Source organism: Stenotrophomonas maltophilia (assembly GCF_047782825.1).
GTDB lineage: Bacteria > Pseudomonadota > Gammaproteobacteria > Xanthomonadales > Xanthomonadaceae > Stenotrophomonas.
Map to the genome: position 1 here is coordinate 3,175,429 of NZ_CP180589.1, position 25,090 is coordinate 3,200,518.

The window sequence follows — 25,090 nt, forward strand, 5'->3', positions numbered from 1 at the left end:
CGTGAGCGCCATGGATGGCGCGACCGAGGCTACAGGGACGTATTTACGCCGTCCCCCTCAACCGGACCCACCCCGCCTACCCACAGGAAACCAGCTTTTGACGTTGCCGTTGATTCGGCGGGTGCAGGGCTGCAAGCCCTGCAATCCCAACCCCCTCAGTAAAGCGTGCGCTCGGGAGCGCCGGCCGGCGGCGGGGTGTACTGGTACAGCCACGTCTCGGTGAGGGTCTTGCCACCACTGCGCAGGTACAGACGGATATCGATCTGCTCCGTGCTGCCCTCCGGCGGCACCAGGTCGAACATCGCGCGGTAGCCGTCGATCTCGCGCAGCGGGCGCGCCGATACGATCTCCACCCGGCCACGGCTGGTCTCCACCACCGCTTCCACCTCGGCCTTGTCGATCAGCCTGGCCAGCTCGCCCCCTGCGAAATCCACCGCGAAGCGCCAGCTGAAGTACTCGCGCTTCTTGCCCACCACGCCACCCAGGCCGGTACGGCTGGCCACGCAGTGCGCCAGCGGCGGCCGTGCCGGCGGTTCGGCGCCCCAGTACAGGCGGTAGCCCACCAGCAGTTCCTGGCCCGGCTGCGGCTTTTCCTTCGGGTTCCAGAACGCCACGATGTTGTCGAAAGTCTCGTCCACGGTGGGAATCTCCACCAGCTGCACTGAGCCCTCGCCCCAGTCACCCTTCGGTTCCACCCACAGGCACGGGCGCTTCTCGTAGAACACGCCGTCATCCTGGTAATGGTCGAAGTTGCGGTCACGCTGCAGCAGGCCGAAACCGCGCGGGTTGCGGTCGACGAACATGTTGAAGCGCAGGTTGCGCGGGTTCACCAGCGGGCGCCAGATCCATTCGCCGGCACCGGTCCACAGCGACAGGCCATCGGTGTCGTGGATTTCCGGGCGCCAGTCCCAGCCCATGCGGCGGTCGTTCTCGCCCACCTGGTACATGCTGGTGCACGGGGCGATACCCAGGCGTTCAATGGCCTTGCGCGGGTAAAGCGCGCTGTCGATGTCCATCAGCAGCACATCGCCGTTGGTCACCGCGAAGCGGTAGGCACCGGCCACGCTTGGCGAATCCAGCAGCGCGTAGACGATGAGGGTGTCCGAGTCGGCGGCCGGCTGTTCCAGGTAATAGGCGATGAAATCGGGGAATTCCTCCGGCTTGCCCATGCCGGTGTCGATCGCCAGGCCGCGTGCGGACTGGCCGTACTGGCCCTCCTTGCCCACGGCGCGGAAATAGCTGGCGCCCAGGAACGCGGCGAAGTCGCGGTCGGTGTCCTTGCGGGTGTTCAGGCGGAACCCGGCGAAACCGAGGTCGGCCGGCAGTTCGCCGTTCTTGATGCCGCTCTTGCCGTAGTTGAAGGCCGCGCCGTCATAGGCCAGTTCCTGCGCCTTGCCGTCGACCACGTCGAACATGCGCACCGGGGAATGGAAGTACAGGCCCAGGTGGAAGAACTTGGCCTGGAATTTTCCCGGCTGGTCGGCCCACAGGGCATGGTCCTGGCGGTAGCCGATGGACTGGTACTGGTCCCAGTCCAGCGCTTCCAGGCGGCCGGGCAGCACGCGCTTGTGGCTCTGGTAGGGCGCCTGCGCCAGCGCGCGGGCCTGGCCCTTCAGGGTGGCGAAATCGAACGGTTGCGGCTGGCCCAGCCGGCGCAGGCCGAGCTGTCCGCTTTTCCCGGCCGCACAGGCCGGAAGGGACGGCAGGCCAAAGGCGGCCAGGGCCAGGGAGGCATTGCGGAGGAAGTCGCGTCGTTGCATGCAGGCGCGGAAGCAAGGGGAAGGTCGGCCATCATAGGCAGACAAACGTTAACGGGCAGCGGAGGGCTGTACGCCCGGTTCAGCCTGCGCCGGTGCGGCCAGCTCTGCGTCCAGATCGCGCAGGGCCGGGGCCTGCGGCCCGCGCTGGGCCAGCAGCAGCTGCCGCGCTTCGGCCAGCACGGCACGCGCCTGCGTGGCCTGGCCGGCCTGCTGCAGGGCATGACCCTCGGCCAGCAGCGCCTGCGGCAGCAGGGCGGTGTGGTCGGGCTGGCGCCACAGGCCCGCCGCCCGCGCGTAGTGCGCCGCTGCCAACGATGCATCGCCGTTGGCGCTGGCCCATTGCCCCAGCGCGAACTCGCCATGGCCGATTTCCCGGTGGTCCGGCCCCAGCGCCCCCAGCAGCTGCGCCTGCACCTGGCGCAGTTCCTGCCCGGCCAGATCGCGTTGCCCGCGCTGCAGGGCCAGCAGCGCGCGCGCCCGGCGCACGACCAGCGCCTCTGGGTGGCGCGGCCCCCAGGCATCCTGCGCGGCCTGCCAGGCCAGCTCCAGCTCGGTCGCGGCCGCCTGCAGCTGGCCCTGCCGGGCCAGCACTTCGCCCAGCTGCCGGTGCAGGCCGATCACCTGCGGGCTGCTGGCATCGGACGGCTGGTCCAGCAGTGCCAGCGCCTGCTGGTAACCGGCCAGGGCATCGGGCAGACGGCCGGCGGCGGCATCCAGCCCGGCCAGGTCGGCCAGCGACCCGGCGCGGCCGAAGCGTTCGGCAATGCCCTGCCGGCGCAGCGCCAGCGCCTGTTCGAAGGATCGCCGCGCAGCCACCGCGTCACCCAGCTGCGCCTGGCAGCGGCCCAGCTGGCTGTGGAATTCGGCCACGCCGGCCGGCAGGGTCGACGCCTGCGCGGCCGCCAGCGACTGCAGCGGCAGCAGGTGGGCCAGGCAGTCACGGTCGCGGCCCAGCATGCGCAGCGCGCGCCCGCGCTGGGTCACCGCCTCCAGCTGCAGGCCTGGCGGTACCTCGCCCACCTGCTGCAGCAGGTGGCGCTGCTGGTCCAGGGTCTGCAGGGCCAGCTGGTAATCGCCCAGGCCGATCCGCAGGCGGCCGATCACCCCCTCCAGTTCGGCCAGCGCCAGCGGCTGGTCGGCCAGTTCGGCCTCGCCGCGCTGCTGCCCGGTGGCCAGCAGCTGCGGTACGTCGAAGTGGCCGTGGCGCTGGCTGGCCGCCTTGTCGAACAGGCCCACGGTGAAATCCTGCATGGCCTGCGCGCGCGCCATCTCCAGGCGTGCCTGGCGCGCCTGCCACAGGGCGATGGAGGTGGTACCCAGCAGGCCCAGCACTGCCAGCGAGGCCAGCGCCACGCCCCAGCGGTGGCGGCCGATGTACTTGCGCATGCGATAGCCCACGCCCGGTGGCCGTGCGTGGATCGGCTGGCCCTGCAGGTAGCGGCGCAGGTCGCCGGCCAATGCCTCGGCCGAGGCATAGCGCTGCGCCGGGTCCTTCTGCAGTGCCTTTTCCAGCAGCACGTCCAGGTCGCCGCGCAGGCGCCGGGCCTGGCGCTGCAGCGCGCGCCGCGGTGCGCCGGGTTCGTCGGCCAGCCGCTGCAGCAGGGCCGAGGCACGCGGCGCCTGCACGTCCAGGATCGAGCGTTCCCACTCGGCATCGCTGTGCCGGCGCAGGCGGTAGGGCTTGTGCCCGGTGACCACCTCGAACAGCACCACGCCCAGCGAATAGACATCGGTCAGGGTGGTCATCGCCTCGCCGCGCACCTGTTCCGGTGCGGCGTAGTGCAGGGTGAACGCGCGCACTTCGGTGGGCGGGTGGGCGACGTCGGGGTCGTCGTTGTCCAGCAGGGTGGCGATGCCGAAATCGAGCAGCTTCACCGTGCCATCGGCGCGCACGAGGATGTTGGAGGGCTTCAGGTCGCGGTGCACCACCAGGTTGGCATGCGCGTGGCTGACCACGGCGCAGACCTGCAGCATCAGCTGCAGGCGTGTTTCCAGCGTGGGTTGCAGCCGCCGGCAGTAATCGCTGATGGGTTCGCCCTCGACATAGTCCAGGGCCAGGTAGGGCTGACCATGCTGGTCCACGCCGGCGTCCAGCAGCTGGGCAAGGTGCGGGTGCTGCAGGCGGGCCAGGATCTGCCGCTCACGGCCGAAGCGCTGGCGCAGGCCCGGGTCGGCCACGCCGCTGCGTAGCAGCTTCAGGGCCACCTGGCGCTGATAGAGGCCGTCACAGCGCTCGGCCAGCCAGACCTCGCCCATGCCGCCCTCGCCCAGCGGGCGCAGCAACCGGTAAGGACCCACCTGGCTGCCGGCGCGGCCGGGCGGTGGCGCGGTCCACAACGGCTGGGCCATGAAGTCCTGGCTCTCGGCCTCCTGCTCCAGCAGGCGTTCCAGGTCGCGGCCCAGGGTCGGGTCCTGCGCGGCCAGCCGCTGCAGGCGCAGCTGCCGTGCCTCCGGCGCCAGCTCCAGCAGCTGGTCCAGCCAGGCCGACAGGTGCTGCCAGCGGGCGGCGTCCATCGCAGGTCGGCCCGTGGCTCAGTCGCTGCGCATCGCGGCCAGCAGGAACAGCCGCGCCTTCTGCCAGTCGCGGCGGATGCTGCGCTCCGAACGCTGGCTCAGTTCGGCGATCTCCTGTTCGGACAGGCCGGCGAAGTAGCGCAGTTCCACCACCCGGGCCAGGTGCGCGTCGACCGCCTGCAGGCGCTCCAGCGCCACGTCCAGGGCCAGCAGGTCTTCATCCAGGCGCACGCCGCTGCTGCTGTTCTCGGGAATCTCGGCCACCCGCTTGAGGTCGCCGCCGCGCTTGCGGGCCAGCCGGTTGCGCGCGTAATCCACCACCACGCTGCGCATGGCCGAGGCGGCATAGGCGAAGAAATGCGCCCGGTCCTCGAAGCGCGCCGCGCCGCGGCTGCCCAGCAGTTTCAGGTAGGACTCGTGCACCAGCGCGGTGGCATCCAGGGTGCGCCCCTGCTGGCCAGCCAGCTGGCGCCGGGCCATGCCGTGCAGTTCCTGGTAAAGCGTGGTCAGCACGCGGTCCAGGGCCGCGCGGTCGCCGCCGCGCGCGGCGTCCAGCCACACGGTGATGTCCGGGCCTTCGTCCATCGCAACCTCCCCCACAGCGGATGCTGTGCGGACTATAGCGCTGCCGGTGTGTGGTGCATGAAGTGGTTCAGCGCTGGCAGCGGCTGCACCAGACACTGGCGCGCTGGCCGATCATCGCGTGCTTGAGCGGGCGGCCGCACTGCGGGCACGGCAGGCCGTCGCGGCCGTAGACCAGCAGCTCCTGTTCGAAGTAACCCGGTGCCCCATCGGGGCTGATGAAATCGCGCAGGGTGGTGCCGCCCCGGGTGATGGCATAGCCCAGGGTGTCCTTCACTTCGCGGGCCAGCCGGCGGTAGCGCTCGCGCGAGACCTTGCCGGCTTCGCGCAGCGGGCTGATGCCGGCCTTGAACAGGCTTTCGGCGGCGTAGATGTTGCCCACCCCGACCACCACCGCCTGGTCCATCAGGAAGGTCTTCACCGGGGCACTGCGGCCGCGGCTGCGTTCGAACAGGTAATCACCGTCGAAGGCGTCGTCCAGCGGTTCCGGGCCCAGCCCCTGCAGCAGCGGGTGGACGTCGCCGGCGGGCTGCCAGAGCAGGCTGCCGAAGCGGCGCGGATCGTTGAAGCGCAGCAGGCGGCCGTTGTCCAGGCTGATGTCCACATGGTCGTGCGCACGCAGCGGGGTATCGCCGGGCAGCACACGCAGGCTGCCGGACATGCCCAGGTGCAGCACGGCGCTGCCCACGGCGGTATCCAGCAGCAGGTACTTGGCCCGCCGGCGCACGGCCTCGATGCGCTGCCCCGGCAGCAGATCGGCCACTTCCGGTGGAATCGGCCAGCGCAGGTCGGCGCGGCGCAGGATCACCCCGTGCACGCGGCGGCCTTCCAGGTGCGGCGCCAGGCCGCGTCGGGTGGTTTCTACTTCGGGCAGTTCAGGCATGGGTTGATTCTACGCGGGGCCATGCGAAGCCGCCGGGCAGGGTCTGGCGCCGGCTACGATTCCGGCCCGGTCGCTTCCACCAGGAAGGCACCCTCCGCCAGCGCGCCACGCCCGCCCAGCCGCCAGAAGGCCAGGTAGGGGGCGAAGTCGATCGCCGCCGGCGACAGCGGCTGGGTGATGTACCAGCCCAGGTAGAGATCGGAAGCGATGTGGTACAGCGCCTCGTTCAGCGCTGACATCTGCGGGGTGTCCAGCGTGCGCGCCTCGCGCACCACATCGCAGATGACATCGTGCAGGTAATCGGCGGGGCCGGAGGCGCGCAACGCCGCCTGCACGCGTGCCGCCGGGGCGGCTTCGATCGGCACCTCCCGCAGGGTGGCCTGCAGTCCGGGTTCACCGGCAGCACCGGCCACCCTCGCCAGCTCATCCAGCCACGTACGCGCGGCGGCGGCCCGTGCCTGTGCATCACCGGCGACGGCCGGCTGCAGGTACAGGTGATCACCCCAGCGGCCAGCAGCGAGCACGTCCAGCGCACGTGCCTGCAGCGCATCGGCATGCGGGAAGCTGGCGAACACCTGGCCCAGTGTGTCCGGGTCGGTCACGCCCTGCAGCAGGCCGGAGAAATACCAGTCTTCCTGCTCGCTGCGCCCGGCGCAGAATTCGAGCCATTCGTCGAAGAGTTCGTCGTCCATACGATCATCCATGGTCAGCGCGGCGGTGCCGAAAGTTCACGTGCATCCAGGTAGCCATCGCCGTTGGCATCCTGCTTGTGGAAGCGCTTCACGATCACCTGGCGCTGCTGCTCGCGGGTGATCGGCCTGCCCTTGCCGCCCGGCAGTTCGTCGGCGGTCAGCACGCCGTCGCCGTTGCGGTCCATGTGGTCGAAGGCATACAGCATCCACTGCACGTACTCGGCCTCGCTGACCTTGCCATCGCCATCGCTGTCCATGCGCTGCAGGTAGGTGGCGGTGTCGGTAACCTGCGCGGACGCGGCCAGCGGCAGCAGGCACAGCAGCGGAACCAGCAGCTGCCTCATGCACCCACCAGGGTGTAGCCCTTCAGCCGCGCGGCATAGGCCTGCAGGGCGGCGATGCCGCTTTCCTCGGCCTCATGGCACCAGGCCTGCAGCTGGCGCAGGCGCTCGGCGGCATCATGGCCACGCGCTTCCAGCAGTGCGGCCAGGCGCGCGCGGTACTCCACCAGGGTGCGGATGCGCGGGCGCTGCGCCACCCATTCGCTCAGCTGGGCGCGGCTGTCGGGCTGCAACCAGCGGCCGTCGTTGACCAGGCCCCGGCGCAGGCGCCGCGGCAGCAGGCGGCGCAGCTTGGCCCCCGCCTGTGCGGCTTCCTCGCGCAGGGCCGGCATGAACACGTTGCGCTGGTAGTCGGTCATCGCCTGGAAGCGGTGCGACAGCAGCGCCTTCAGGGTTTCGGCATCGGGCACGGCAATGTTCGGGCGCACGTCCATGGCCGGTGCCACACGCAGGACCTTGGCCAGGCGCAACGCCTGCAGCAGGCGGATCGCGCTCCAGCCGATGTCCATTTCCCAGCGGCGCATCGCAAAGCGCGCCGAACTGGGGAAGGCATGGTGGTTGTTGTGCAGTTCTTCGCCGCCGATCCAGAACGCCCACGGGGTGAGGTTGGTGGAGGTATCGGCCGATTCGTAGTTGCGGTAGCCCCACCAGTGGCCCAGGCCGTTCACCACGCCGGCCGCCCAGAACGGGATCCACGCCATCTGGATCGCCCACAGGGCCACGCCGGGCAGGCCGAACAGCACGCCGTTGATGGCCAGCAGCAGCACCGGTCCCAGCGTGGCGTGCGGGGTGTAGAGGTGGCGCTCGATGGCGTCGTCCGGGGTACCACGACCGTACTGTTCGATATCCGCCCGCATGCCCCGCGCTTCGCGGTACAGCTCCACGCCGTGCCAGAACACCTTGCCGATGCCGCGGGTGACCGGGCTGTGCGGGTCGTCCTCGGTTTCCACCTTGGCGTGGTGCTTGCGGTGGATGGCCACCCATTCGCGGGTGATCATCGAGGTGGTCAGCCACAGCCAGAAGCGGAATGCATGCGCGACCGCCGGATGGAAATCGACCCCGCGATGGGCCTGGCTGCGGTGCAGGTACAGGGTGACCGAGAAGATGGTGAGCTGGGTGAACACCAGCAGCACCGCCAGCATTTCCCAGCCGGCCAGGCCGAGCAGGCCACCGGTCAGCAGGGTGATCAGGGCATCGGGCATGGCAGCTCTCCAGATCGACGCGGGGATGGCAGACATGATGGGCGCTTAAGTTGCAAACTGCACCCTCGCGGCGGTACTGGTGCACCGTCATAAAGTGGCACTGTTCACAGTTGGGGACCTGAGTTGTCGAGCCTTGATCCGCGCACCCGCGCCGTTACCACCGCCCCGGTTGCCGGGGAGCTGCCCCCGTTGATCGAACTCGACCACGCCAGCGTGGTGCGTGGCCAGGTGAAGGTCCTGCACGGGCTCAGCCTGCGCATCGCGCAGGGCCAGCACACTGCCCTGCTGGGCCCCAACGGCTGCGGCAAGTCCACCTTCATCAAGCTGATCACCCGCGAGCTGTACCCGCTGGCCCTGGCCGATGGGCGGGTGGCGGTGAAGGTGCTGGGGCAGAACCGCTGGCAGGTGGACCGCCTGCGTTCGCAGCTGGGCATCGTCACCGGCGACCTGAGCAGCAACCTGTCCGACATGCCCGGCCTGACCGTGGAGCAGGCGGTACTGTCCGGGTTCTTCGCCAGCTACGTGGTGCCGGCCTTCCGCGAAGTGACGGCGGACATGCTGGCGCGGGTGGGCGAGACGCTGGCGATGACCGGCGCGCTGGCCCTGCGCGAGCGTGCCTATGCCGAACTGTCGGCCGGTGAAACCCGCCGCGTGCTGATCGCACGTGCGCTGGTCAACCGGCCGCAGGCCCTGCTGCTGGACGAGCCGTCCACCGGCCTGGACCTGGTGGCGCGGCAGCAGCTGGTGGCGACCATGCGCGTGCTGGCCCAGCAGGGCATCACCCTGGTGCTGGTCACCCACCATATCGAGGAAGTGATTCCCGAGATCGAACGCGTGGTGCTGCTGCGCGATGGCCGCGTGCTGGCCGATGGCACCCGCGATGAACTGCTGCGCGACGAACCACTGTCGGCGGTGTTCGGTGGTGCGATCAGCGTGGTGGAACAGAATGGGTGCTTGACCGCGTACGCGGGATGATCGACATGCCCCTGTAGAGCCGAGCCCATGCTCGGCTGCTCCGGGCCGCGGTGAACGGCAGCCGAGCATGGGCTCGGCTCTACATGAGGCAACGCAGCGGGCCGGGATATCCGGCCCGCCACCTTCTCCTCAGAACCGCAGCGCCAGCGCGCGCGATTCGATCGGCGCCATGCGGCTCTGGTCCTGCAGCTGCAGGTCGCGCAGTTCATACGGCGCACCGAAGCCGGACGGCAGCGGTGCCTGGTCGAACGGCAGCACCAGCGCGCCGCGGCCCGCACCCTCGAACCAGGCCGCCGCGTGCGCCTGCGCCACCGGCTTCAACTGGCCATCGGCGCCGGTGGCGTACAACGTGCCGCGCGCCTCGTAGCGACCCGCGGCGGCGACCTGCAGCGGCAGGCTGACCTGGCGGCTGGCTGCGTCGGGCGTGGCCTGGCCGCTGAAGCGTGCGGTCGGCTGCGCCACGGCGAAGGCCACCTTGCCATCGCGCAGCACGCCATCGGCCTGGGCGAACACCTGCAGCTCCCACAGGCCCTGCACCGTGCTGGCCTCTGCCGGAATGCGCACCTGCGCACGCAGGCTGCCATCGGTGGTACGCAGCAGGCGCTGCGGCCAGCTGCGGCCGTCGGGCGCCACCAGCAGGGCTTCGCCGCCGAGGCTGCTGCGGCGCGTGGCCAGTTTCGCGGCGCTGGGGCCGTCTTCCAGCAGGCGCGCCTGCAGTTGCACGCTGCCACCGGCCAGCACCTGCGCCTGGCTGGCCTGCACCTCCAGCCGCACCGGGCTGTTGGGTTCCAGCACCTGCACCACGTAGCGGCCCTGCGCCTGCGCGCTCTGCAGCCGGTACGTGCCCACCGCGCTGCTGGCGCCAGTGCGCAGCATGCTGCTGCCATCGGTCACCGCCATGCCTGCGGCCTGCAGCTGCCGTGCATCGACGCTGCGTGCCACGCTGCTGCGGCCGGCCGCATCGCGTACCTGCAGTGCCTCGGCAGGCAGCGCGCGTGCACCGGTGCCCGGGCTGAGCTGGATCACGGCATCCGGTGCGGTCAGCGGCAGGTCCAGGCCGCGTTGCAGTTCGGCGGCGTCGACCTGCTGCCAGTAGCTGCGGCTGACCGCCGCGTAGGCGCCCGGTGCCTGCAGCGGCTGCGCCGGGTCCAGCGCCCAGGCGAAGGCCAGCGGCACGCGCTCGCTGTCATCGGCTGGCAGCGGCGCGGCCACCAGCGCCGCGGGCACCTGGTCACCGGCAGCGGCGGCACGCAGCGCCTGCGCGGCATGGGCCGGCACAGCGACAAGTGCAGCCAGCACGGCCGCAGCCAGCAGGGTTGATTGGATCTTCATGGTCATCTCCCTCACTGGGTCAGGTCGTTGCGCAGGATCGTGCCGAGGCCGAAGCACTCGCGGCGGCTCTGGTTGTGGCTGAGCGGCTCGGCGCCCTGGGTGCGCGCCTTGTCGGTGAACCACACGGTGCCCGCCGCCTTCTGGCTGCTGCACTCCAGGAAGCCATCGGAGCAGGACGACAGCCAGTTCTGGGTGAACTCCAGGCCGACGTTGGCCGCGTAGCCGCCGCAGTAGCTGTTGCTGTCCCACACCGCCGATTCCACATCGCTGCCGACCACCGCGCGGAACGGCTTGGGCAGTGCCGGCCGGCCGGCCGTGCCGTACAGGTTCTGTGCGTTGTAGGTGGCCATGTGGCCGACCTGCTGCATGCGCACCGCATCATTGGTGTAGCCCAGCAGCCAGCCCAGCGAGGTTTCGAACGTATTGCCGTTCAGCACCGCATCGGCCAGCGGCGTGCCGGCCGAGGACGGCGCCAGCGCGGTGACCTTGCGCACACGGTTGATGATCTTCGGGTAACGGCTGTCGTAGGTGGGGTTGGACAGGATCCAGCGCATCACGTTGCCACCGTTGGAATGGGTGATCACCACCAGCTGGGTGATGCCGCGGCTGTCGATGAAGCCGGTCAACTGGTTGGCCAGGCAGCCGGCGGCTTCCGGCTTCCACATGTACTGGGTGAAATCGCAGTTGATGACCACGTAGTTGCTGCTGTTCGGCAGGCCCTGGCGCACGGTGTCGATGATGGCCGGCTGCCAGTAGTCCTGGGTGGCATTGGTCTGCGCGCCGGTGCCATGCACGAAGGCCACGCCGTATACCTCGGCGGCCTGTGCCGGGGCGGTGGCCAGCCCCAGCAGCAAGGCCAGAACGGTACTTCCTGTTGCGGTGCTGCGCATCGCATCTCTCCCTTGTCAGCGGATCCCCCCGGTTCGGCTGTGCGCCGATGCTGGCCGCGAACGCGCGTGAAAGTCCGTGCGCTGCGCCCGGATTCGGGCCATTGACGACATGTGATGACGCTTATTGCACATTCGCGACCCTCTACACACACCATGCCGGGTCTGGCCGTATGACCAACGGGCGCTGCGGGCGGCCGACGCGGCTGCGATCATGGCCGCTGTGTTTCCTGTATCGAGCCTGCCCATGTCCTTCCGTTCCCCTTCCGCCCGCCCCCTGCTCGGCCTGGCCATTGCCCTGTCGCTGGCCGGTTGCGCCGCCACCGCTCCCCGCCAGACCGCAGTGGAAGCCAACATCACCACCAAGGCGGTGGGTTACCTGGACAAGGCCGCCGTGCCGGCCAGCAGTGCGCTGGTGCCGGCGCCGCCGGCCGCCGGTTCAGCCGGTTTCGCCCTGGACGAGCAGGTCAGCCGCGAAGCCCGCGCCCTGCGTGGCACGCCGCGCTTCACCCAGGCGACCAGCGATGCCGAGCTGGGCTTTCCGGAAGGCGCCAACCAGTTCTCGTGCGCGATCGACGTGGACGTGGATGCAGTGAAGACGCCGGCGTTGTACCGCCTGCTGGAGCGCAGCCGCATCGACGCCAGTGCAGCCACCAAGGCGGCCAAGAACCAGTACCAGCGCCCGCGCCCGTTCATGGTCAACAACGAGCCGACCTGCACGCCCGACGATGAAGCGGGGCTGCGCAGGAACGGCTCCTATCCCTCCGGCCACACCTCCATCGGCTGGGCGTGGGCACTGATCCTGTCGGAGATCGCGCCGGACCGCGCCGACGCCATCCAGGCCCGCGGCCGCAACTACGGCGAGAGCCGCCTGGTGTGCAACGTGCACTGGCAGAGCGACATCCTGGAAGGACGCTTCATGGGTGCGGCCGCAGTGGCGCGCCTGCATGACAACGCGGCGTTCAACAAGGATCTGCTGGCCGCGCGCAAGGAGATTGCCGCCGCCCGCAAGGCCGGCCTGCATTCCAGCCGCGACTGCGCGACCGAGGAAGCGGTGCTGAAGGTGCGCCCGGAAAGCGCGCTGTAAGGTCCCGCGGATCCCCATGGGGTCAGAGCCCTTTCCTGCGGAAAGGGATCCGACCCCGGCGCAGGAAGCAGAAGGGCCGGCATTGCGCCGGCCCTTCTTCATTGCATCACGCCTGCAACCGCATCAGAACTTCGCGGTGAACTCGACGCCGAACGTACGCGGCTCGTTGAGGAAGCCGGTCAGGTTGTTGAAGTCGATCGCACCGACCACGCGGGTCTGGTTGGTCAGGTTGCGGCCGAACACGGCCACGTCGTACTGGCCGTAATCCCAGTTGTAGCCCACGCGCAGGCCACCTTCCAGCGAGCTGCGGCTGCGGAACTCCGGAGACTCGTACAGGAAGAAGTTGACCGCGCTCTTGTACGCCCAGTCGGTGTAGATGTAGATCTCGCTGGCGTCGTTCACCGGGAAGCCGGCACGCAGGGTCAGGTTGTGGATCCACTTCGGCGCCTGCGGCAGCGGGTTGCCGTTGACCAGCGCGTAGGTGCCGCCGTTGATGACGGTGGTCGGGTCGGTGATGGTGCAGCCACCGCCACAGATCGCCACGGCCAGATCCTTGTCCTTGATCTCGGTGTCGTTGTAGCTGCTGCCCAGGGTCATCAGCACGTGGTCGGTCAGGTAGGCCTCGAAGTCCAGCTCGAAGCCCTGGCCGATGGTCTTGTCGGCGTTGAGCAGGGTGGCGGTGTTGTTGCTGCCACCCACTGCGATCAGCTGCTGGCCATCGACGTTGTAGCGGAACACATTGAAGCCCAGGCGGGCGCGACGGTCGAACAGGTCGGCCTTGATGCCGGCCTCATACGAGATCACCTTTTCCGAATCGGCCTGGGTGACGCCACCGAAGGCCAGGCGGCCCTGGATGGACGGTGCGCGGAAGCCCTTGGCCACGCGCGCGTAGGCGTTGATGTTGTCGGTGATCTGGTAGACGCCGCTCAGGTCCCAGCTGACATCGTCGACATCGCTGTTGGCCAGGTACGGGCCGCTGACCGGCGTGCCGCCCGGCACAGCCTGCAGCACGCTGGCGGTGAAGTCCTTCTTGTCCTGGGTGTAACGCACGCCGGCGCGCAGCTTGAAGCGGTCGGTCACGTCCAGGTCGCCGGAGGCGAACGCGGCCCAGGCCTTGTTGCGCTGGCTCTGCACGGCATGGCCGGTCTGCGGGTTGCCCGGGGTGAGCGAGTCGTAGTTGAAGCTGTCGATGGTGACGTCTTCATCGAAGTAGAAGACGCCGGCCTGCCAGTCGAAGCGGCCCCATTCGTTGGATTCGACGCGGAACTCCTGCGTCCACTGGCGGTGGTGCGGCAGGCCGTCGGCCGATTCGGACGGGAACGGAATGAAGCCGGGGCCATAGTTGCCGGCGCCCAGGAACGACGCACCGTAGCCGCCGTCGACATCGCCGTGATTCAGCGATTCGGCCGTTTCATAGCCGGTGATCGAATGCAGGGTGACGCGGCCCAGGTCCCACTTGATGCGTGCGCTGCCGCCCCAGGTTTCCAGATTGGAGAAGTTCAGGCCGTCGGTGGAGACCTTGTCGCGGTCGAAGTTCTCGACCAGCGCATTGCTGCCCTTCTGGATGATGTTGGCGCGGAACAGGCGCGCGGTGCCGTTGAGCTTGCGCTTGTGCAGGTTGAACAGCGCTTCCACATCGTCGCCTTCGTACAGGAACTGCACGCGGCCGGCGGCTTCGTCATAGCCTTCGAAGCCCGAGCTGGGCGCGTTGGCGATGGTGTTGTCCACGTAGTTGTCGCGGCGCTGGTACAGCGCGGACACGCGGGCCGACCAGCGGCTGGTCAGCGGGCCGCCGTAGGCGCCCTGCACGTTCCAGGTGTCATAGCTGCCGTAGGAGACCTTCACGTAGCCGTCGGCGTCCTGCGACGGGCGCGCCGAATCGAACTTCACCACGCCGGCCGGGGTGTTGCGGCCGAACAGGGTGCCCTGCGGGCCGCGCAGCACTTCCACGCCGGCCAGGTCGAACAGCGGGAAGCCCTTCAGCAGCGGGCTTTCCTGCACCACGTCGTCGTACACCAGCGACACCGGCTGCGAGGCATTGAGGTCGAAATCGGTGTTGCCCAGGCCGCGGATGTAGAAGCGCGGGAAGGCACGGCCGTAGGACGATTCGATGTTGAGGCTGGGCACGCGCGCGGACAGGAAGCGGATGTCATCGCCGGCCGAGCCGAGCACATCCAGCTTCTCGCCCTGGATCGCGGTGATCGCGACCGGCACGTCCTTGGCATTCTCGACGCGGCGCTGCGCGGTCACCTGCAGGGCATCGAGGGCAACCGGATCCTTGGCAGCGGGGGTTTCCTGGGCGGCTGCTACCAGCGGCAGCAGGGCGGAAAGAGCAGCAACGAGGGGACGCGCGGCCGGGAATCGGCCACGGGGAGTGCGGGTCGGGGACATGGCGGTAGGCTGTGTTTGGAGGGGTGGTAAAACGGCGCTACGAGATAATTGTTGCAATACAGCACCCGCGCCGCAAATCCCGGTTGTTCATGGCCCTACCATCCGCCCCCGTGTGCTGCGGCTAGACTCGGGGTTTATTCCCGCAACGGACCTGCTGCAATGACCCAGTGGTACTTCCATGGCGCCGGCCAGGCCGAGCGTGTCGGCCCGCTCGACGATGACGCCGCGCACCGCCATGCGCAGGCCAATCCGCGCGCGCTGGCCTGGAGCCAGGGCATGGCCGGCTGGACACCCGTGTCCGAAGTCGCCGCCCTGCATGCCGCGCCTGTGGCAGTGGCAGCGCCCGCGCCGCCCGCCCTGCCTGCGGCCCTGCCGGCCGCCGCCCCTGCCGCCGCCCCTGCCGTGGTCCCCGCCCCGGCAGCGGCCTCTTCGCCAGCGGTCAGCACCGGGGGCGGCCACGGCGATCCGATCGACTTCCGCATCGTCGGCCATGAAATGCAGTTCGTTGAGATCGGCCTGGACCCGGGCGAAAGCGCCATCGCCGAGGCCGGCGCGCTGATGTTCAAGGACGCCTCGGTGCAGATGGATACCGTGTTCGGCGATGGCTCCCAGGCCAGCAGCGGCTTCATGGGCAAGGTGATGGCCGCCGGCCGCCGGGTGATCACCGGCGAAAGCCTGTTCGCCACCGTCTACACCCAGACCGGCAACGGCCGCGGCAAGGTCGCCTTCGCCGCGCCCTACCCCGGCACCGTGCTGCCGATGAGGCTGGACCAGCACGGCGGGCGCCTGATCTGCCAGAAGGACAGCTTCCTGGCCGGCGCGCGCGGCGTGCAGATCGGCGTGCACTTCCAGCGCAGGATCATGACCGGCCTGTTCGGCGGCGAAGGCTTCATCATGCAGAAGCTGGAAGGCGACGGCTGGGTGTTCATCCATGCCGGCGGCTGCGTGGTCGAGCGCGAACTGGCTGCTGGCGAGCGGCTGGACGTGGATACCGGCTGCGTGGTTGCCTTCCACCCGACGGTGACCATGGACGTGCGCCGGGTCAGCGGCATCAAGAGCATGCTGTTCGGCGGCGAGGGCGTGTTCCTGGCCACCCTGACCGGGCCCGGCAAGGTCTGGCTGCAGTCGCTGCCTTTCTCGCGCCTGGCCGGGCGCATGTGGATGGCCGCGCCCCAGGGGGGCGGCAAGCGCCGCGGCGAAAGCGGGTTCCTGGGCGGCGACAGCCGGTTCTGACCTCGCAGGGTAGCGCCGGGCCATGCCCGGCGAGCACAGCGGCACCTGAACCATCCGCCGGGCATGGCCCGGCGCTACCCATGGATTTTGCATCCTTCGGTATGCTGGCGCCCTTTCCTGAATCCGGCGCCCCGAGCGCACTGCCGATGAGCCTGTTCCGCCCCCGTGTGCTGCTGTCCGTCGCCCTGCTCGGCCTGCTGGCCGGTTGCGGTGGTGAAGAGGTCCGCCCCACCCCGCCGCCGCAGCCGACCCTGGTGCCGCAGGCCAAGCCGGTGAAGATCGGCATCGCGCTGGGCGGCGGCGCGGCCAAGGGCTTTGCCCACATCGGCGTGATCAAGATGCTGGAAGCCAATGGCTTCGAACCTGTGGTGGTGTCAGGCACCAGCGCCGGCAGCGTGGTCGGTGCGCTGTACGCCAGCGGCATGGACGCCTTCCAGATGCAGAGCAAGGCCGTGGCGCTGGATGAAGCCAGCATCCGCGACGTGCGCCTGTTCTCCGGCGGCCTGGTGCAGGGCCAGAAGCTGCAGGACTACGTCAACGAGCAGGTGGCCAACCGGCCGGCCGAAAAGCTGAAGAAGCCGTTCGCCGCCGTCGCCACCCAGCTGGAAACCGGCGAGCGCGCGATCTTCGTGCGCGGCAACGTCGGCCAGGCCGTGCGCGCGTCCAGCAGCATTCCCGGCGTGTTCGAGCCGGTGAAGATCGGCGGCCGCAACTACATCGACGGCGGCGTGGTCAGCCCGGTGCCGGTGGATGCCGCGCGCCAGCTGGGCGCCGAGTTCGTCATCGCCGTGGATATTTCCAGCAAGGCCAGCGGCAAAGCGCCGACCGGCATGCTGGGCATCGTCAACCAGTCGATCTCGATCATGGGCCAGCGCCTGGGCGAGCAGGAACTGGCCCGCGCCGACATCGTGATCCGGCCGAAGGTGCTGGATATCGGCGCGGCCGATTTCAGCCAGCGCGGCACCGCCATCCTCGAAGGCGAAAAAGCCGCGATGGCGGCCATGCCGCAGATCCGCGCCAAGATCATGCAGCTGCAAAAGGCGCGTGCGGCCGCCCTGGCACCGGCCGCACTGGTGGCGCCGCCGAAGTGCGATGAGCCTTCGCGCCTGGGCAAGCTGATGGGTCGCAAGGAAAAGTGCTGAGCTGATACGACCGGTACGCGTGGCCCGCAGGCCGGCGCGTACCCGCCGTAGACGCGCCGGCCAGCTCAGGCCATGACCGGCGCGCTGCGGGCCTGCTGCAGCTGCTGTTCCTGCTCGCGCTGCTGCGCCTGTGCCTGGTGCTGGTCGTTCACCGCCAACTGCTGGAAGGACTGCTCCACCGGGGTCGCCAGCGCCTGTGCCAGCGGCATCTGCGCGCGCAGATGCGCCGGATCGGCCGGGTCGCCCTGCACCACGAACAGGTTCGGTCCTTCCCGCCCAGCGGCCGCCCCTCGTCCCATCAGCACCTGGTCCACCCGCTGCAGATCGGCACCGGCCGCCAGCGTGGTGAGGCTGGCCGTGACGCACTCGCTCTGCGCATCCCACGGCTTGCCCAGCCCTGCCTCGACATCACGCACGCCGGCCGCGCACTGCTGGTAGAGCGCGTGCCGCGCATGCCCGGGCTCGCGTGGATCGATGGCGGCACTCTGCCGTTCCGGCTGCATCTGCAGCGGCGTGGCATCACTCAGTACAAACGGGCTGGCCATGATCGGCCGGCCCGCGTTCACATCCTCCGGATGGAACTGCCCGCGCAGCGTCCCGCGCAACTGGCGCACATCGCGTGCATCGTCCAGATACAGAAGCGTGGCCGGATCGGTCTCGCGCACACTGCCCACGGGCACCGAACCGATGGGCAATGGCACCAGCGGAGCATTCACCGGCACGGTGACCTCCCGGCGCCACTGCCCCTTGGCGTCATCGTGCACGTACATCGCACCGTGGTAGGCAATCCGATCCGGATCGAGGTTGGAAACCGGCTGCAGGCCATGCGGCCCGCGCGCCTCGGCCATGTTCTTCAGATAACCCGCCGGATCGTCGATCAGGTTCCGGTACTTGCCCAGCACCAGGCTCGTAGTCTCGGCCGCGCGATCCAGGCCCCGATTGTTGTTGTCCAGCAGCATGGTCCAGACCGCTTCGGCTTCTGCACGACCGCCATGGGCGCGTGCGGCTTGCAGCAACGTGTAGGGCGTCCAGGCGGAAGGATGGATACCGCGCACGCTGAACGCATCATCATGCGCTTTCTGGATGTCTTCGACCGGGAGATTCAATGCGAGATCCGATCTGCCCGCATCGAACTGCGCTGAGCGCAATGCGAAATCCCGCTGGATCAGATCGACACCGAATGCCTGCCACTGACCTTCGTTGAGGTGAACACCATCGGCGCGGGCCTGCCGGTCGGCGAAGCTGTTGGCAGTGGCACCCGGGGTGTTGTCGTTGCGCACGACACCGAGTGCCAGCAGGCCGTAGCCATCATTTCCCTGCTTCTGCGCAAGGTAGTTGAAGTACAGCTCGCGGTTGCCCGCTTCTGCGTAGGCCTCAAGAATGTCGAGGTCCTGTCTGGTCAGGCCGTCCTTGCCAGTGTTCATCTGCTTTCCCTGCTGATGTTGTCAATGAACAGCGCGCGTGCGCGTGCTGCGATCTGCTTCCATTGCGGCAGCCCCTCGCGGGGATACTTGACGTCAACGATGGTGTTCAGTTCCTCGATGACGAAGGTCTGCTGGCACTCGGCGAATCCAATGACGCGCTTCTTCACCAGCTTTCCGTCCCGGTACTCCACGCCCGACTCGGTGATCCCGCGCGGCGTGCACCGGAGCAGCTGGTCGACGCGCCCCGCGTCATCGCGCGCCACATACCAGTCGTAGTGATAGTCCGGCTTCATTACGGGTGCCGTATCGGGCAATCCTCTGCCCCGGTGGTAGGCACGCACCTTGTCCATGTCTACGTAGTACGGAACAAGGCCATGGACGACGTCCCCCCGGATACGCCCTTCCAGGGACGCCGCAGGATCATCGGTCCGGCCTGGCCTGGGGGTGTACCTGCGCTGCATGACGTCCCAGACGCCGGCCCGGTCGATGTACATGTAGCTGAGTCTTACAGTGCGTATTGATACGTCGACCGTGATGTTCATCCGCTCGCCGGGCTTGAACGGCTGCAACGAGGGATACTCCAACGCAAGCGAGAAGCTGCCATCGTGCTGCGGCCCCATCTGTGTGCTGAAGTAGTTCTGCGGCAGCTTCAGCAGATAGGGCCCCACGCAGGCCCGCTCCATCGGCGAGGGCACTTGGTAGGCATTGATCGGCTGGTTGTCGATTGTGATCGAACACCCTTGCTCATTGGTCAGCAGCCGCGGCGGTTCGCGCGGCGTTTCAGCCTGCGCGCACGCCCCCAGCAGAAGGGCCATCAGGCACACGGCAACGGGCAGCTTCGGCAGGTGCATTGCAATCCTTGCGGTGGGACACAGGCAAGCATACGTCGCGCGCCAAGGGCACGTCCTGGTCACTGCCCGCTTGTGCGGCCCCGGTCACAGCGCGAACCGCGGCACCTGCGGGCCGGGGTCAGCGGTGTGGCCGATAGCCGCTGGCGTGCTGCCGCTCGCGCCTGCGTGCCTGCCGCGCCTGTTCCTGCAGTGCGGCCGTGTGCTGCAGGTGTTCCATGCCATCGGCAGGCACATGCAGCTGGCGCCGCGCGCGGGTCATGGCCAGATAGGCCGCGCGCACCGGGTTGTGCCAGATACGACTGCCCTGCCCTGCACTGAAGCAGCTGGGCGACAGTGCAACCACGTCGAACTGCAGGTTCTTCGCGTGTTCGGCCAGGCACAGCACCACCCGCGCCTCCGCAGGCGTGTCCTGGTCGTCCAGCGCCTGCAGCAGTGACTGCACGCGGTCGGCGGAGGCGAACAGTTCCAGCAGCGCACCCTGCCCTTCGCCGGCCTGCGCGGCCAACGAGCGCTCCCATTCCGGGTTCGACGCGCCGTCGCGGTGCCGCCGCCAGGCATCCAGCGGGCGCTGCAGCGCACTGCGCAGCGCGCGCAGCGACGCCGGGTGCAGATAGGGCCGCAACCCGTGCGCCTGCAGCCGGGCGACGTCCAGGGCGAGATCGGCCGTGTTGCCGTGGATGCGCAGGCCCTCGGCCGGCACCTGCGACCAGTCGCGGTAGTGCAGCACGGCGGTGGCACGGTCTGCGGCGCCAACGAAGGGGCCGCTGTCCTGGCCCAGGCCGTCCAGCGCCAGCGTCTGGTTGACCAGGCCATCGACCTGGTTGCCCTGGCGCACCGACTGGTGCATTTCCAGCACCTTCGATGCGGCCCAGCGCGGCACCGTGCCGGTCAGGCACTGGTGCGGGTCGCCCAGGCTGACCACGCCCGGCGCATGCGTGGACAGCACCTGCTTCCACGACGCACTCAGATCGTGCGCCTCGTCCACCAGCAGCATGCCCATGTCCTGCGGCGGAGCAACCCCGCGCAGCGCCAGCCATTTGCCGATGTGCGCCGGGCTCAGGCTCAGCAGCGCACCGCGCTGCAGTTCCGCGTCGAACATGCTGCGCCAGACGTGCTCGGCGGCGGCCAGGTAGGGGCCGACATCCAGCATCGCCGCCGGCACCGAACGGTCGAAATGCTGGAACGCCATGCGCGGCGCCGACGACGCGCACCAGCGGTTGATGGCCTCGAACGCGGTCAGCAGCACCTGTTCCGGGCTGCGCCCGCCGATGCCCTGCAGACCGATGCGGCCGGCAATCTCGCGCGGGGTACGCGTGCTGCGCCGGTAGCTGGCGACGAAGCCGCCGGTCTGTCCACTGCGTGCGGCGTGCTGGGCCACGCGGTTGGCGAATTCGATCTGGGTCAGCAGGCGTACCGCGGTGCTGGCCGGTACGCGGGCGCGGAAGGCCTCCACCTGGCCGCGCGAGGGCGCTATGTAGGTGTAGCGGCCCGGCCGTGCGTCCATCAGCGCCAGCACCAGATGGCCCTTGCCGGTGCCCGCATAGGCATCCAGGTCGATCAGCTCATCCGGGTTGGCGGCGATGGCGCGCAGCACGCGGGCCTGTTCGGAGGTGTACAGGCCATGGTGTTCGACCGCCCGCGCGTCGCTGGCAACGGCCTCGTTCTGGTCGTCGTCCTCATCGTCGCTGGCGAACGCGGCGGGAAAGCGGATCTCGTGCTCGGCCAGGGTTTCCTGGCAGGCCTGCTGCAGGGCCAGGCCGGGATAGGCCTGCGGCGATTGCACGATGAAGTCCTGCAGGATCTCCGTGGGCGCCAGCAGCACGCCGTGGGCGGCCAGCGCGGCCAGCCAGGCATCCAGCTCCGGCTGCGCCCCACCGCCGGGCCCGGCAAGCTGCGCGGCCGCGCCGTCGTTGCTGGCGAACAGCGCGCAGGCCTCGTGCAGCAGCCGCTCGATCTCGGCCGGCGTGTGCAGCCTCGCCCGGCACAGCTGGGCGGCCATCAACCCGGCCTGTTCCAGCGCGGTCTGCGGCGGCGTGCCGTGGGCGATGTAGCGCGCCAGCGACTTGCGCTGCAGCGGCAGGAAGGTGGTGGAAAGCACCGGGTGCTGGAATTCGGACATGCCTGGAACCGGAAAGGAACGCTGCGCCGCGCGCAGGGCGGTGATGCTCGGCTACCCGCCCGGCGCCGTCAAATCGCAGCGGCCGTTCATTCCAGCTGCGACAGCGGCAGCGCCTGGAAGCCCTTCACCGTGCGCAGCACGAAGCTGGAATTGGCGTCGGCCACGCCGCCGGCATTGAGCAGCCTGTCCAGCAGGAAGCGCGAGAAGTGCTCCAGGTCGCGCACGTAGACGTGCAGCAGGTAGTCCATGTCGCCGGTCAGGGCGTGGCAGGCCACCACTTCATCCCAGCCCTGCACGCTGTCCACGAAGTGGCCGATGGCGGCCTGGTCATGCTTTTCCAGCTGCACACGGACGAAGGCCTGCAGGCCCAGGCGCAGCTGGCGCGGTTCCAGGCGCGCGCCGTAGCCAACGATCACGCCCTCGCTTTCCAGCCGCTGCAGCCGGCGCAGGCAGGCCGACGGCGACAGGTTCACCCGCGTTGCCAGCTCGGCATTGGTGGCGCGACCATCACGCTGGATCTCGGCCAGCAGGCGTATATCCGTGCGATCGAACTGGACTTCTCCGGCCATTGCTGCCCCGCAACACGGTGAGTACGCAAGGATATTGCGCCACGACGCCCATTCCACGCAACTTTTGCAACCCTGTTGCGCGCCCCCTGCCCTAGCATCGTCCTATCCCTTCAAGGAGTGCCCCATGGACCTCGCCCAGCCCCGCCGCGTCGAACACCAGCAGACCGACAAGGGCTACGTGCCGGTGTACACCACCGCGCTCGTCGAGCAGCCGTGGGAGACCTATACCGCCGACGACCACGCCACCTGGAGCACGCTGTACCAGCGCCAGCGCGAGCTGCTGGTCGGCCGCGCCTGCCAGGAATTTCTGGATGCGCAGGACGAAATGGGCATGAACGCGCACATGATCCCGCGCTTCGACCAGCTGAACGAAGTGCTGGGCGCGGCCACCGGCTGGACCCTGGTGGGCGTGGAAGGCCTGCTGCCGGAACTGGATTTCTTCGACCACCTGGCCAACCGCCGCTTCCCGGTGACCTGGTGGATCCGGCGCCCGGACCAGATCGACTACATCGCCGAGCCGGACCTGTTCCACGACCTGTTCGGCCACGTGCCGCTGCTGATGAACCCGGTGTTCGCCGACTACATGGAGGCCTACGGCCGCGGCGGCGTCAAAGCCCACGCGATCGGCCCGGATGCGCTGCAGAACCTGACCCGCCTGTACTGGTACACGGTGGAATTCGGCCTGATCGACACGCCCGACGGCCTGCGCATCTACGGCGCCGGCATCGTGTCGTCCAAGGGCGAATCGCTGTACTCGCTGGAATCGGCCGCGCCCAACCGCATCGGCTTCGACCTGCAGCGGATCATGCGTACGAAGTACCGCATCGACACCTTCCAGAAGACCTACTTCGTCATCGACAGCTTCGAGCAGCTGATGCAGGCGACCTCGCCGGACTTCACCCCGATCTACGCCGCATTGGCCGACCAGGCGCACCTGCCCGCCGGTGACGTGCAGGCCGACGACCGCGTGTTCCAGACTGGTACGGGTGAGGGTTGGGCGGACGGCGGCGACGTCTAGTAGTGCCGAGCCATGCTCGGCTGCACAGATCAGCCATTGGGGTCAGATCCCTTTCGCACGAAAGGGCTCTGACCCCGAAGCCTGCGGGTCAGCGCGGTCGGTCGTGACGGGGAGTGGGCAGTTGATTGAGCCGCTGCAGGACCGCATGCGCGTGATAGGTGCGCCCCCAGCGACGATCATTGCCCGGGACGAGGATTCCCTCTGCCTCAAGCGCATAGATGCCCGTCAGGGCTGATCGGTCAGACACCTCAAGCAGCGCAGCCACCTGGCCTGCGGTCACCACCGGGTGGCCGATCAGCAGGGGCGGAAGCCTGCGCGCCACCGAGTCGCGACGATAGCCTTGGAGTTCAATCTCCCACGCTGCAGTGAGCCGTGACATGTCATCTGCGATGGAAATCGCATCGTGCGCAGACTCCACCACGGCCTGGCACAGCATATCCATCCATGGCCCCCACTCACCGCGAAGCTGGACCTGATTGAGCGCGTCGTAGTAGGCGCTTTTGTTGCGCAGCAAGGCGCCTGACAGATAGAGCGGCGGGTGCTGTTCTGCGGCGAGGATCAACGGCAGCAGCAGCCTTCCCGTGCGCCCATTGCCGTCCTTGTAGGGATGGATGGTTTCAAACTGGGCGTGGGCGATCGCGAGCTGGGCGATGATGTTGAGTTCGAACTGCTCTTCCTCGGCGGGCTCGTACTTCAACATGGCGCGCTCAAGTTCACGCATCGCTGCGTCGATGCGGTCGGGCGGCGAAGGAACGAAGCGGGCATCCTCGGGTCGTCCTCCCAGCGGACCGATGATGGCCTGCTCCTGGCGGTACCGTCCCTTGGGAAAATCGTCCGGGGCGTCCTGCATCAACACCGCGTGGAGCTGATTCACCAGGGCGAGATCGAGCGCCTCTCGACCGCTGGCACGCACGGCATCAAGGCCCCGTTGCAGTGCCTGCACGTAGCGCTCGGTCACCACGACATCGGCTGGCAGACCATCCAGGCCGAGCGTGGCCTCAAACACCAGCAGCTCGTCCAGGTTGGTCTGGGTCCCCTCGATCTGGGAGCTCTGGACGGCTTCGCGTCGCGCGAGCGTCCGGGTCACCATGTCAGGGGCTGGCCATTGCCGCATCGCCTGATCCAGACGGTCCAGCGATGCATTTGCAGCGATGAGGCGCTGCCGCGAGCCCGCATGCCCTTCAGGCAACCGGCGAGGCGTCGGAGGAGGCGTCATGGCCAGCAGATTGGGCCGCCCCTCCACCGGAACGAGGTAAGCCTGCAAGGACCCTGCAATGTCTGCGCGACGCATCGGAAATCTCCGCTGGAATCACCCCTATCCTTCAAAAGCCTCCCACGCTTTTGAAGCTTATGCAACTAAACTTCAAAAGTGTTGGGGTGTTTTGAAGTTTCCGGGTACGCCCACGGCGCCGCTATCCTCCACGGCATGACTGAAGAATTTGCCGCCCTGCGCGTAACCGACGTCGCCTTCAACGACGACTTCATCCTGCTGACCCTGGCCGATGGCCGCCACACCCGCCAGCCGCTGCGCTGGGCGCCCGCGCTGTTCGAAGCCACGGCCGAACAGCGCGCGCACTGGGTGGCCACCGCCGATGGCCTGGGCGTGAACTGGCCCGCCCTTCTGCCGCCGCGCGAGGAGGGCGTGGTCGATATCCCCAACCAGGTGTGGGATGACCGCTACGAAGCCGCGATGGCACGGTTGAAGGACGCTGGATGGGCCCTGGACGCGCTCTCCGACGAAGACCAGCAGCTGGTGGCGCTGTGGCGCATGGAAGCGGACATCAACAACGGCGGCTTCATGCAGTTCCTGTGCAACTGGGGCGACCCGACCTGCCAGCTGGCGCTGCGCGCACTGCAGGCGATGGGCGCGGTGCAGACCCACGCGATCCTGACCGGCATGCGCGGGCTGCTGGACCGGCTGGAAGACGATCCTGCCCTTGCAACGCTGCCTGATGTGTTCGACGCGATGACCGAGCAGGAACTGCAGGCCCTGGATGATCTGGACGACGCCTACTACGCCTGCACGGAACGGCTGGCCCGGCCGGGCCTGATGCACTTCGGCCCGGAGCCGTTGTAGGGCCAAGCCGA

Annotated in this window: 21 protein-coding genes; 6 read left to right on the forward strand and 15 right to left on the reverse strand. The window is 68.7% G+C overall.

The features are described from left to right. Positions 1 to 155: 155 nt before the first annotated feature. The 7 genes from ACM2ZB_RS14830 to ACM2ZB_RS14860 all read right to left on the reverse strand — a co-directional run bounded on the left by ACM2ZB_RS14830 (position 156) and on the right by ACM2ZB_RS14860 (position 7,974). Positions 156 to 1,760 (reverse strand): glucan biosynthesis protein D, encoded by a 1,605-nt coding sequence (locus ACM2ZB_RS14830; RefSeq protein WP_313441412.1) that lies wholly within the window; start codon positions 1,758 to 1,760, stop codon positions 156 to 158. 48 nt (positions 1,761 to 1,808) lie between these two features. Next, a complete protein-coding gene (locus ACM2ZB_RS14835) occupies positions 1,809 to 4,274 on the reverse strand; it encodes a protein kinase domain-containing protein (protein ID WP_416056014.1) in 2,466 nt (821 codons plus the stop codon). Positions 4,275 to 4,292: 18 nt separating this feature from the next. Further along, the gene (locus ACM2ZB_RS14840) at positions 4,293 to 4,859 is read right to left on the reverse strand and encodes an ECF-type sigma factor (RefSeq protein WP_313441410.1); all 567 of its coding nucleotides are present in this window, start codon (positions 4,857 to 4,859) and stop codon (positions 4,293 to 4,295) included. A 67-nt stretch (positions 4,860 to 4,926) separates the two neighbouring features. Further along, entirely contained in the window at positions 4,927 to 5,739 is an 813-nt protein-coding gene (mutM, locus tag ACM2ZB_RS14845) for a bifunctional DNA-formamidopyrimidine glycosylase/DNA-(apurinic or apyrimidinic site) lyase (protein ID WP_313441409.1), read from the reverse strand. Positions 5,740 to 5,792: 53 nt separating this feature from the next. After that, the gene (locus ACM2ZB_RS14850) at positions 5,793 to 6,431 is read right to left on the reverse strand and encodes a hypothetical protein (RefSeq protein ID WP_416056015.1); all 639 of its coding nucleotides are present in this window, start codon (positions 6,429 to 6,431) and stop codon (positions 5,793 to 5,795) included. Positions 6,432 to 6,445: 14 nt separating this feature from the next. After that, entirely contained in the window at positions 6,446 to 6,775 is a 330-nt protein-coding gene (locus ACM2ZB_RS14855) for an EF-hand domain-containing protein (protein WP_416056016.1), read from the reverse strand. Then, positions 6,772 to 7,974, reverse strand: coding sequence for an acyl-CoA desaturase (locus ACM2ZB_RS14860; protein WP_416056017.1), 1,203 nt, complete (start codon positions 7,972 to 7,974; stop codon positions 6,772 to 6,774). Before ACM2ZB_RS14860 ends, ACM2ZB_RS14855 begins: the two co-directional genes overlap by 4 nt. A gap of 123 nt (positions 7,975 to 8,097) precedes the next feature. On the opposite strand from ACM2ZB_RS14860, the gene ACM2ZB_RS14865 reads away from it, so the two are divergent. Beyond that, positions 8,098 to 8,949, forward strand: a complete 852-nt coding sequence (locus ACM2ZB_RS14865; protein WP_416056018.1) for an ABC transporter ATP-binding protein — start codon at positions 8,098 to 8,100, stop codon at positions 8,947 to 8,949. 129 nt (positions 8,950 to 9,078) lie between these two features. On the opposite strand, the gene ACM2ZB_RS14870 is transcribed toward ACM2ZB_RS14865, so the two are convergent. Beyond that, on the reverse strand, positions 9,079 to 10,281 hold the full coding sequence (locus ACM2ZB_RS14870; RefSeq protein ID WP_416056019.1) for a DUF4785 domain-containing protein: 1,203 nt from the start codon (positions 10,279 to 10,281) through the stop codon (positions 9,079 to 9,081). A gap of 11 nt (positions 10,282 to 10,292) precedes the next feature. Further along, positions 10,293 to 11,171 carry a hypothetical protein gene (locus tag ACM2ZB_RS14875; RefSeq protein ID WP_313441395.1) on the reverse strand — a complete coding sequence of 293 codons (879 nt, stop codon included), beginning with the start codon at positions 11,169 to 11,171 and terminating at the stop codon, positions 10,293 to 10,295. Positions 11,172 to 11,415: 244 nt separating this feature from the next. Between ACM2ZB_RS14875 and ACM2ZB_RS14880 the strand changes: the two genes are divergently transcribed. Beyond that, positions 11,416 to 12,255, forward strand: coding sequence for an acid phosphatase (locus tag ACM2ZB_RS14880; RefSeq protein WP_416056020.1), 840 nt, complete (start codon positions 11,416 to 11,418; stop codon positions 12,253 to 12,255). Between the two features lie 123 nt (positions 12,256 to 12,378). On the opposite strand, the gene ACM2ZB_RS14885 is transcribed toward ACM2ZB_RS14880, so the two are convergent. Continuing rightward, positions 12,379 to 14,646, reverse strand: coding sequence for a TonB-dependent receptor (locus ACM2ZB_RS14885; RefSeq protein WP_416056021.1), 2,268 nt, complete (start codon positions 14,644 to 14,646; stop codon positions 12,379 to 12,381). Positions 14,647 to 14,805: 159 nt separating this feature from the next. Here ACM2ZB_RS14885 and ACM2ZB_RS14890 point away from each other — a divergent pair, with 159 nt between their 5' ends. Further along, positions 14,806 to 15,879 (forward strand): TIGR00266 family protein, encoded by a 1,074-nt coding sequence (locus tag ACM2ZB_RS14890; protein ID WP_416056022.1) that lies wholly within the window; start codon positions 14,806 to 14,808, stop codon positions 15,877 to 15,879. A gap of 146 nt (positions 15,880 to 16,025) precedes the next feature. Then, a complete protein-coding gene (locus ACM2ZB_RS14895) occupies positions 16,026 to 17,021 on the forward strand; it encodes a patatin-like phospholipase family protein (protein WP_416056023.1) in 996 nt (331 codons plus the stop codon). 65 nt (positions 17,022 to 17,086) lie between these two features. Here the strand turns inward: ACM2ZB_RS14895 and ACM2ZB_RS14900 are convergent, their stop codons facing one another. The 4 genes from ACM2ZB_RS14900 to ACM2ZB_RS14915 form a co-directional block, all read right to left on the reverse strand. Continuing rightward, positions 17,087 to 18,445, reverse strand: coding sequence for an XVIPCD domain-containing protein (locus ACM2ZB_RS14900; RefSeq protein WP_416056024.1), 1,359 nt, complete (start codon positions 18,443 to 18,445; stop codon positions 17,087 to 17,089). Then, positions 18,442 to 19,296, reverse strand: a complete 855-nt coding sequence (locus tag ACM2ZB_RS14905; protein WP_416056025.1) for a hypothetical protein — start codon at positions 19,294 to 19,296, stop codon at positions 18,442 to 18,444. Before ACM2ZB_RS14905 ends, ACM2ZB_RS14900 begins: the two co-directional genes overlap by 4 nt. 118 nt (positions 19,297 to 19,414) lie before the next feature. Next, positions 19,415 to 21,415: a hypothetical protein gene (locus ACM2ZB_RS14910; RefSeq protein WP_416056026.1), complete on the reverse strand. Its 2,001-nt coding sequence runs from the start codon at positions 21,413 to 21,415 to the stop codon at positions 19,415 to 19,417. 86 nt (positions 21,416 to 21,501) lie between these two features. Beyond that, on the reverse strand, positions 21,502 to 21,984 hold the full coding sequence (locus ACM2ZB_RS14915; protein ID WP_079224542.1) for an Lrp/AsnC family transcriptional regulator: 483 nt from the start codon (positions 21,982 to 21,984) through the stop codon (positions 21,502 to 21,504). Between the two features lie 124 nt (positions 21,985 to 22,108). Between ACM2ZB_RS14915 and phhA the strand changes: the two genes are divergently transcribed. Next, entirely contained in the window at positions 22,109 to 23,002 is an 894-nt protein-coding gene (phhA, locus tag ACM2ZB_RS14920) for a phenylalanine 4-monooxygenase (RefSeq protein ID WP_416056027.1), read from the forward strand. An 88-nt stretch (positions 23,003 to 23,090) separates the two neighbouring features. Here the strand turns inward: phhA and ACM2ZB_RS14925 are convergent, their stop codons facing one another. Continuing rightward, complete coding sequence (locus ACM2ZB_RS14925; RefSeq protein WP_416056028.1) at positions 23,091 to 24,293, reverse strand: Fic family protein; 1,203 nt, start codon at positions 24,291 to 24,293, stop codon at positions 23,091 to 23,093. A 135-nt stretch (positions 24,294 to 24,428) separates the two neighbouring features. On the opposite strand from ACM2ZB_RS14925, the gene ACM2ZB_RS14930 reads away from it, so the two are divergent. Then, positions 24,429 to 25,079, forward strand: a complete 651-nt coding sequence (locus ACM2ZB_RS14930; protein WP_416056029.1) for a DUF4375 domain-containing protein — start codon at positions 24,429 to 24,431, stop codon at positions 25,077 to 25,079. The last annotated feature ends 11 nt before the right edge of the window (positions 25,080 to 25,090 follow it).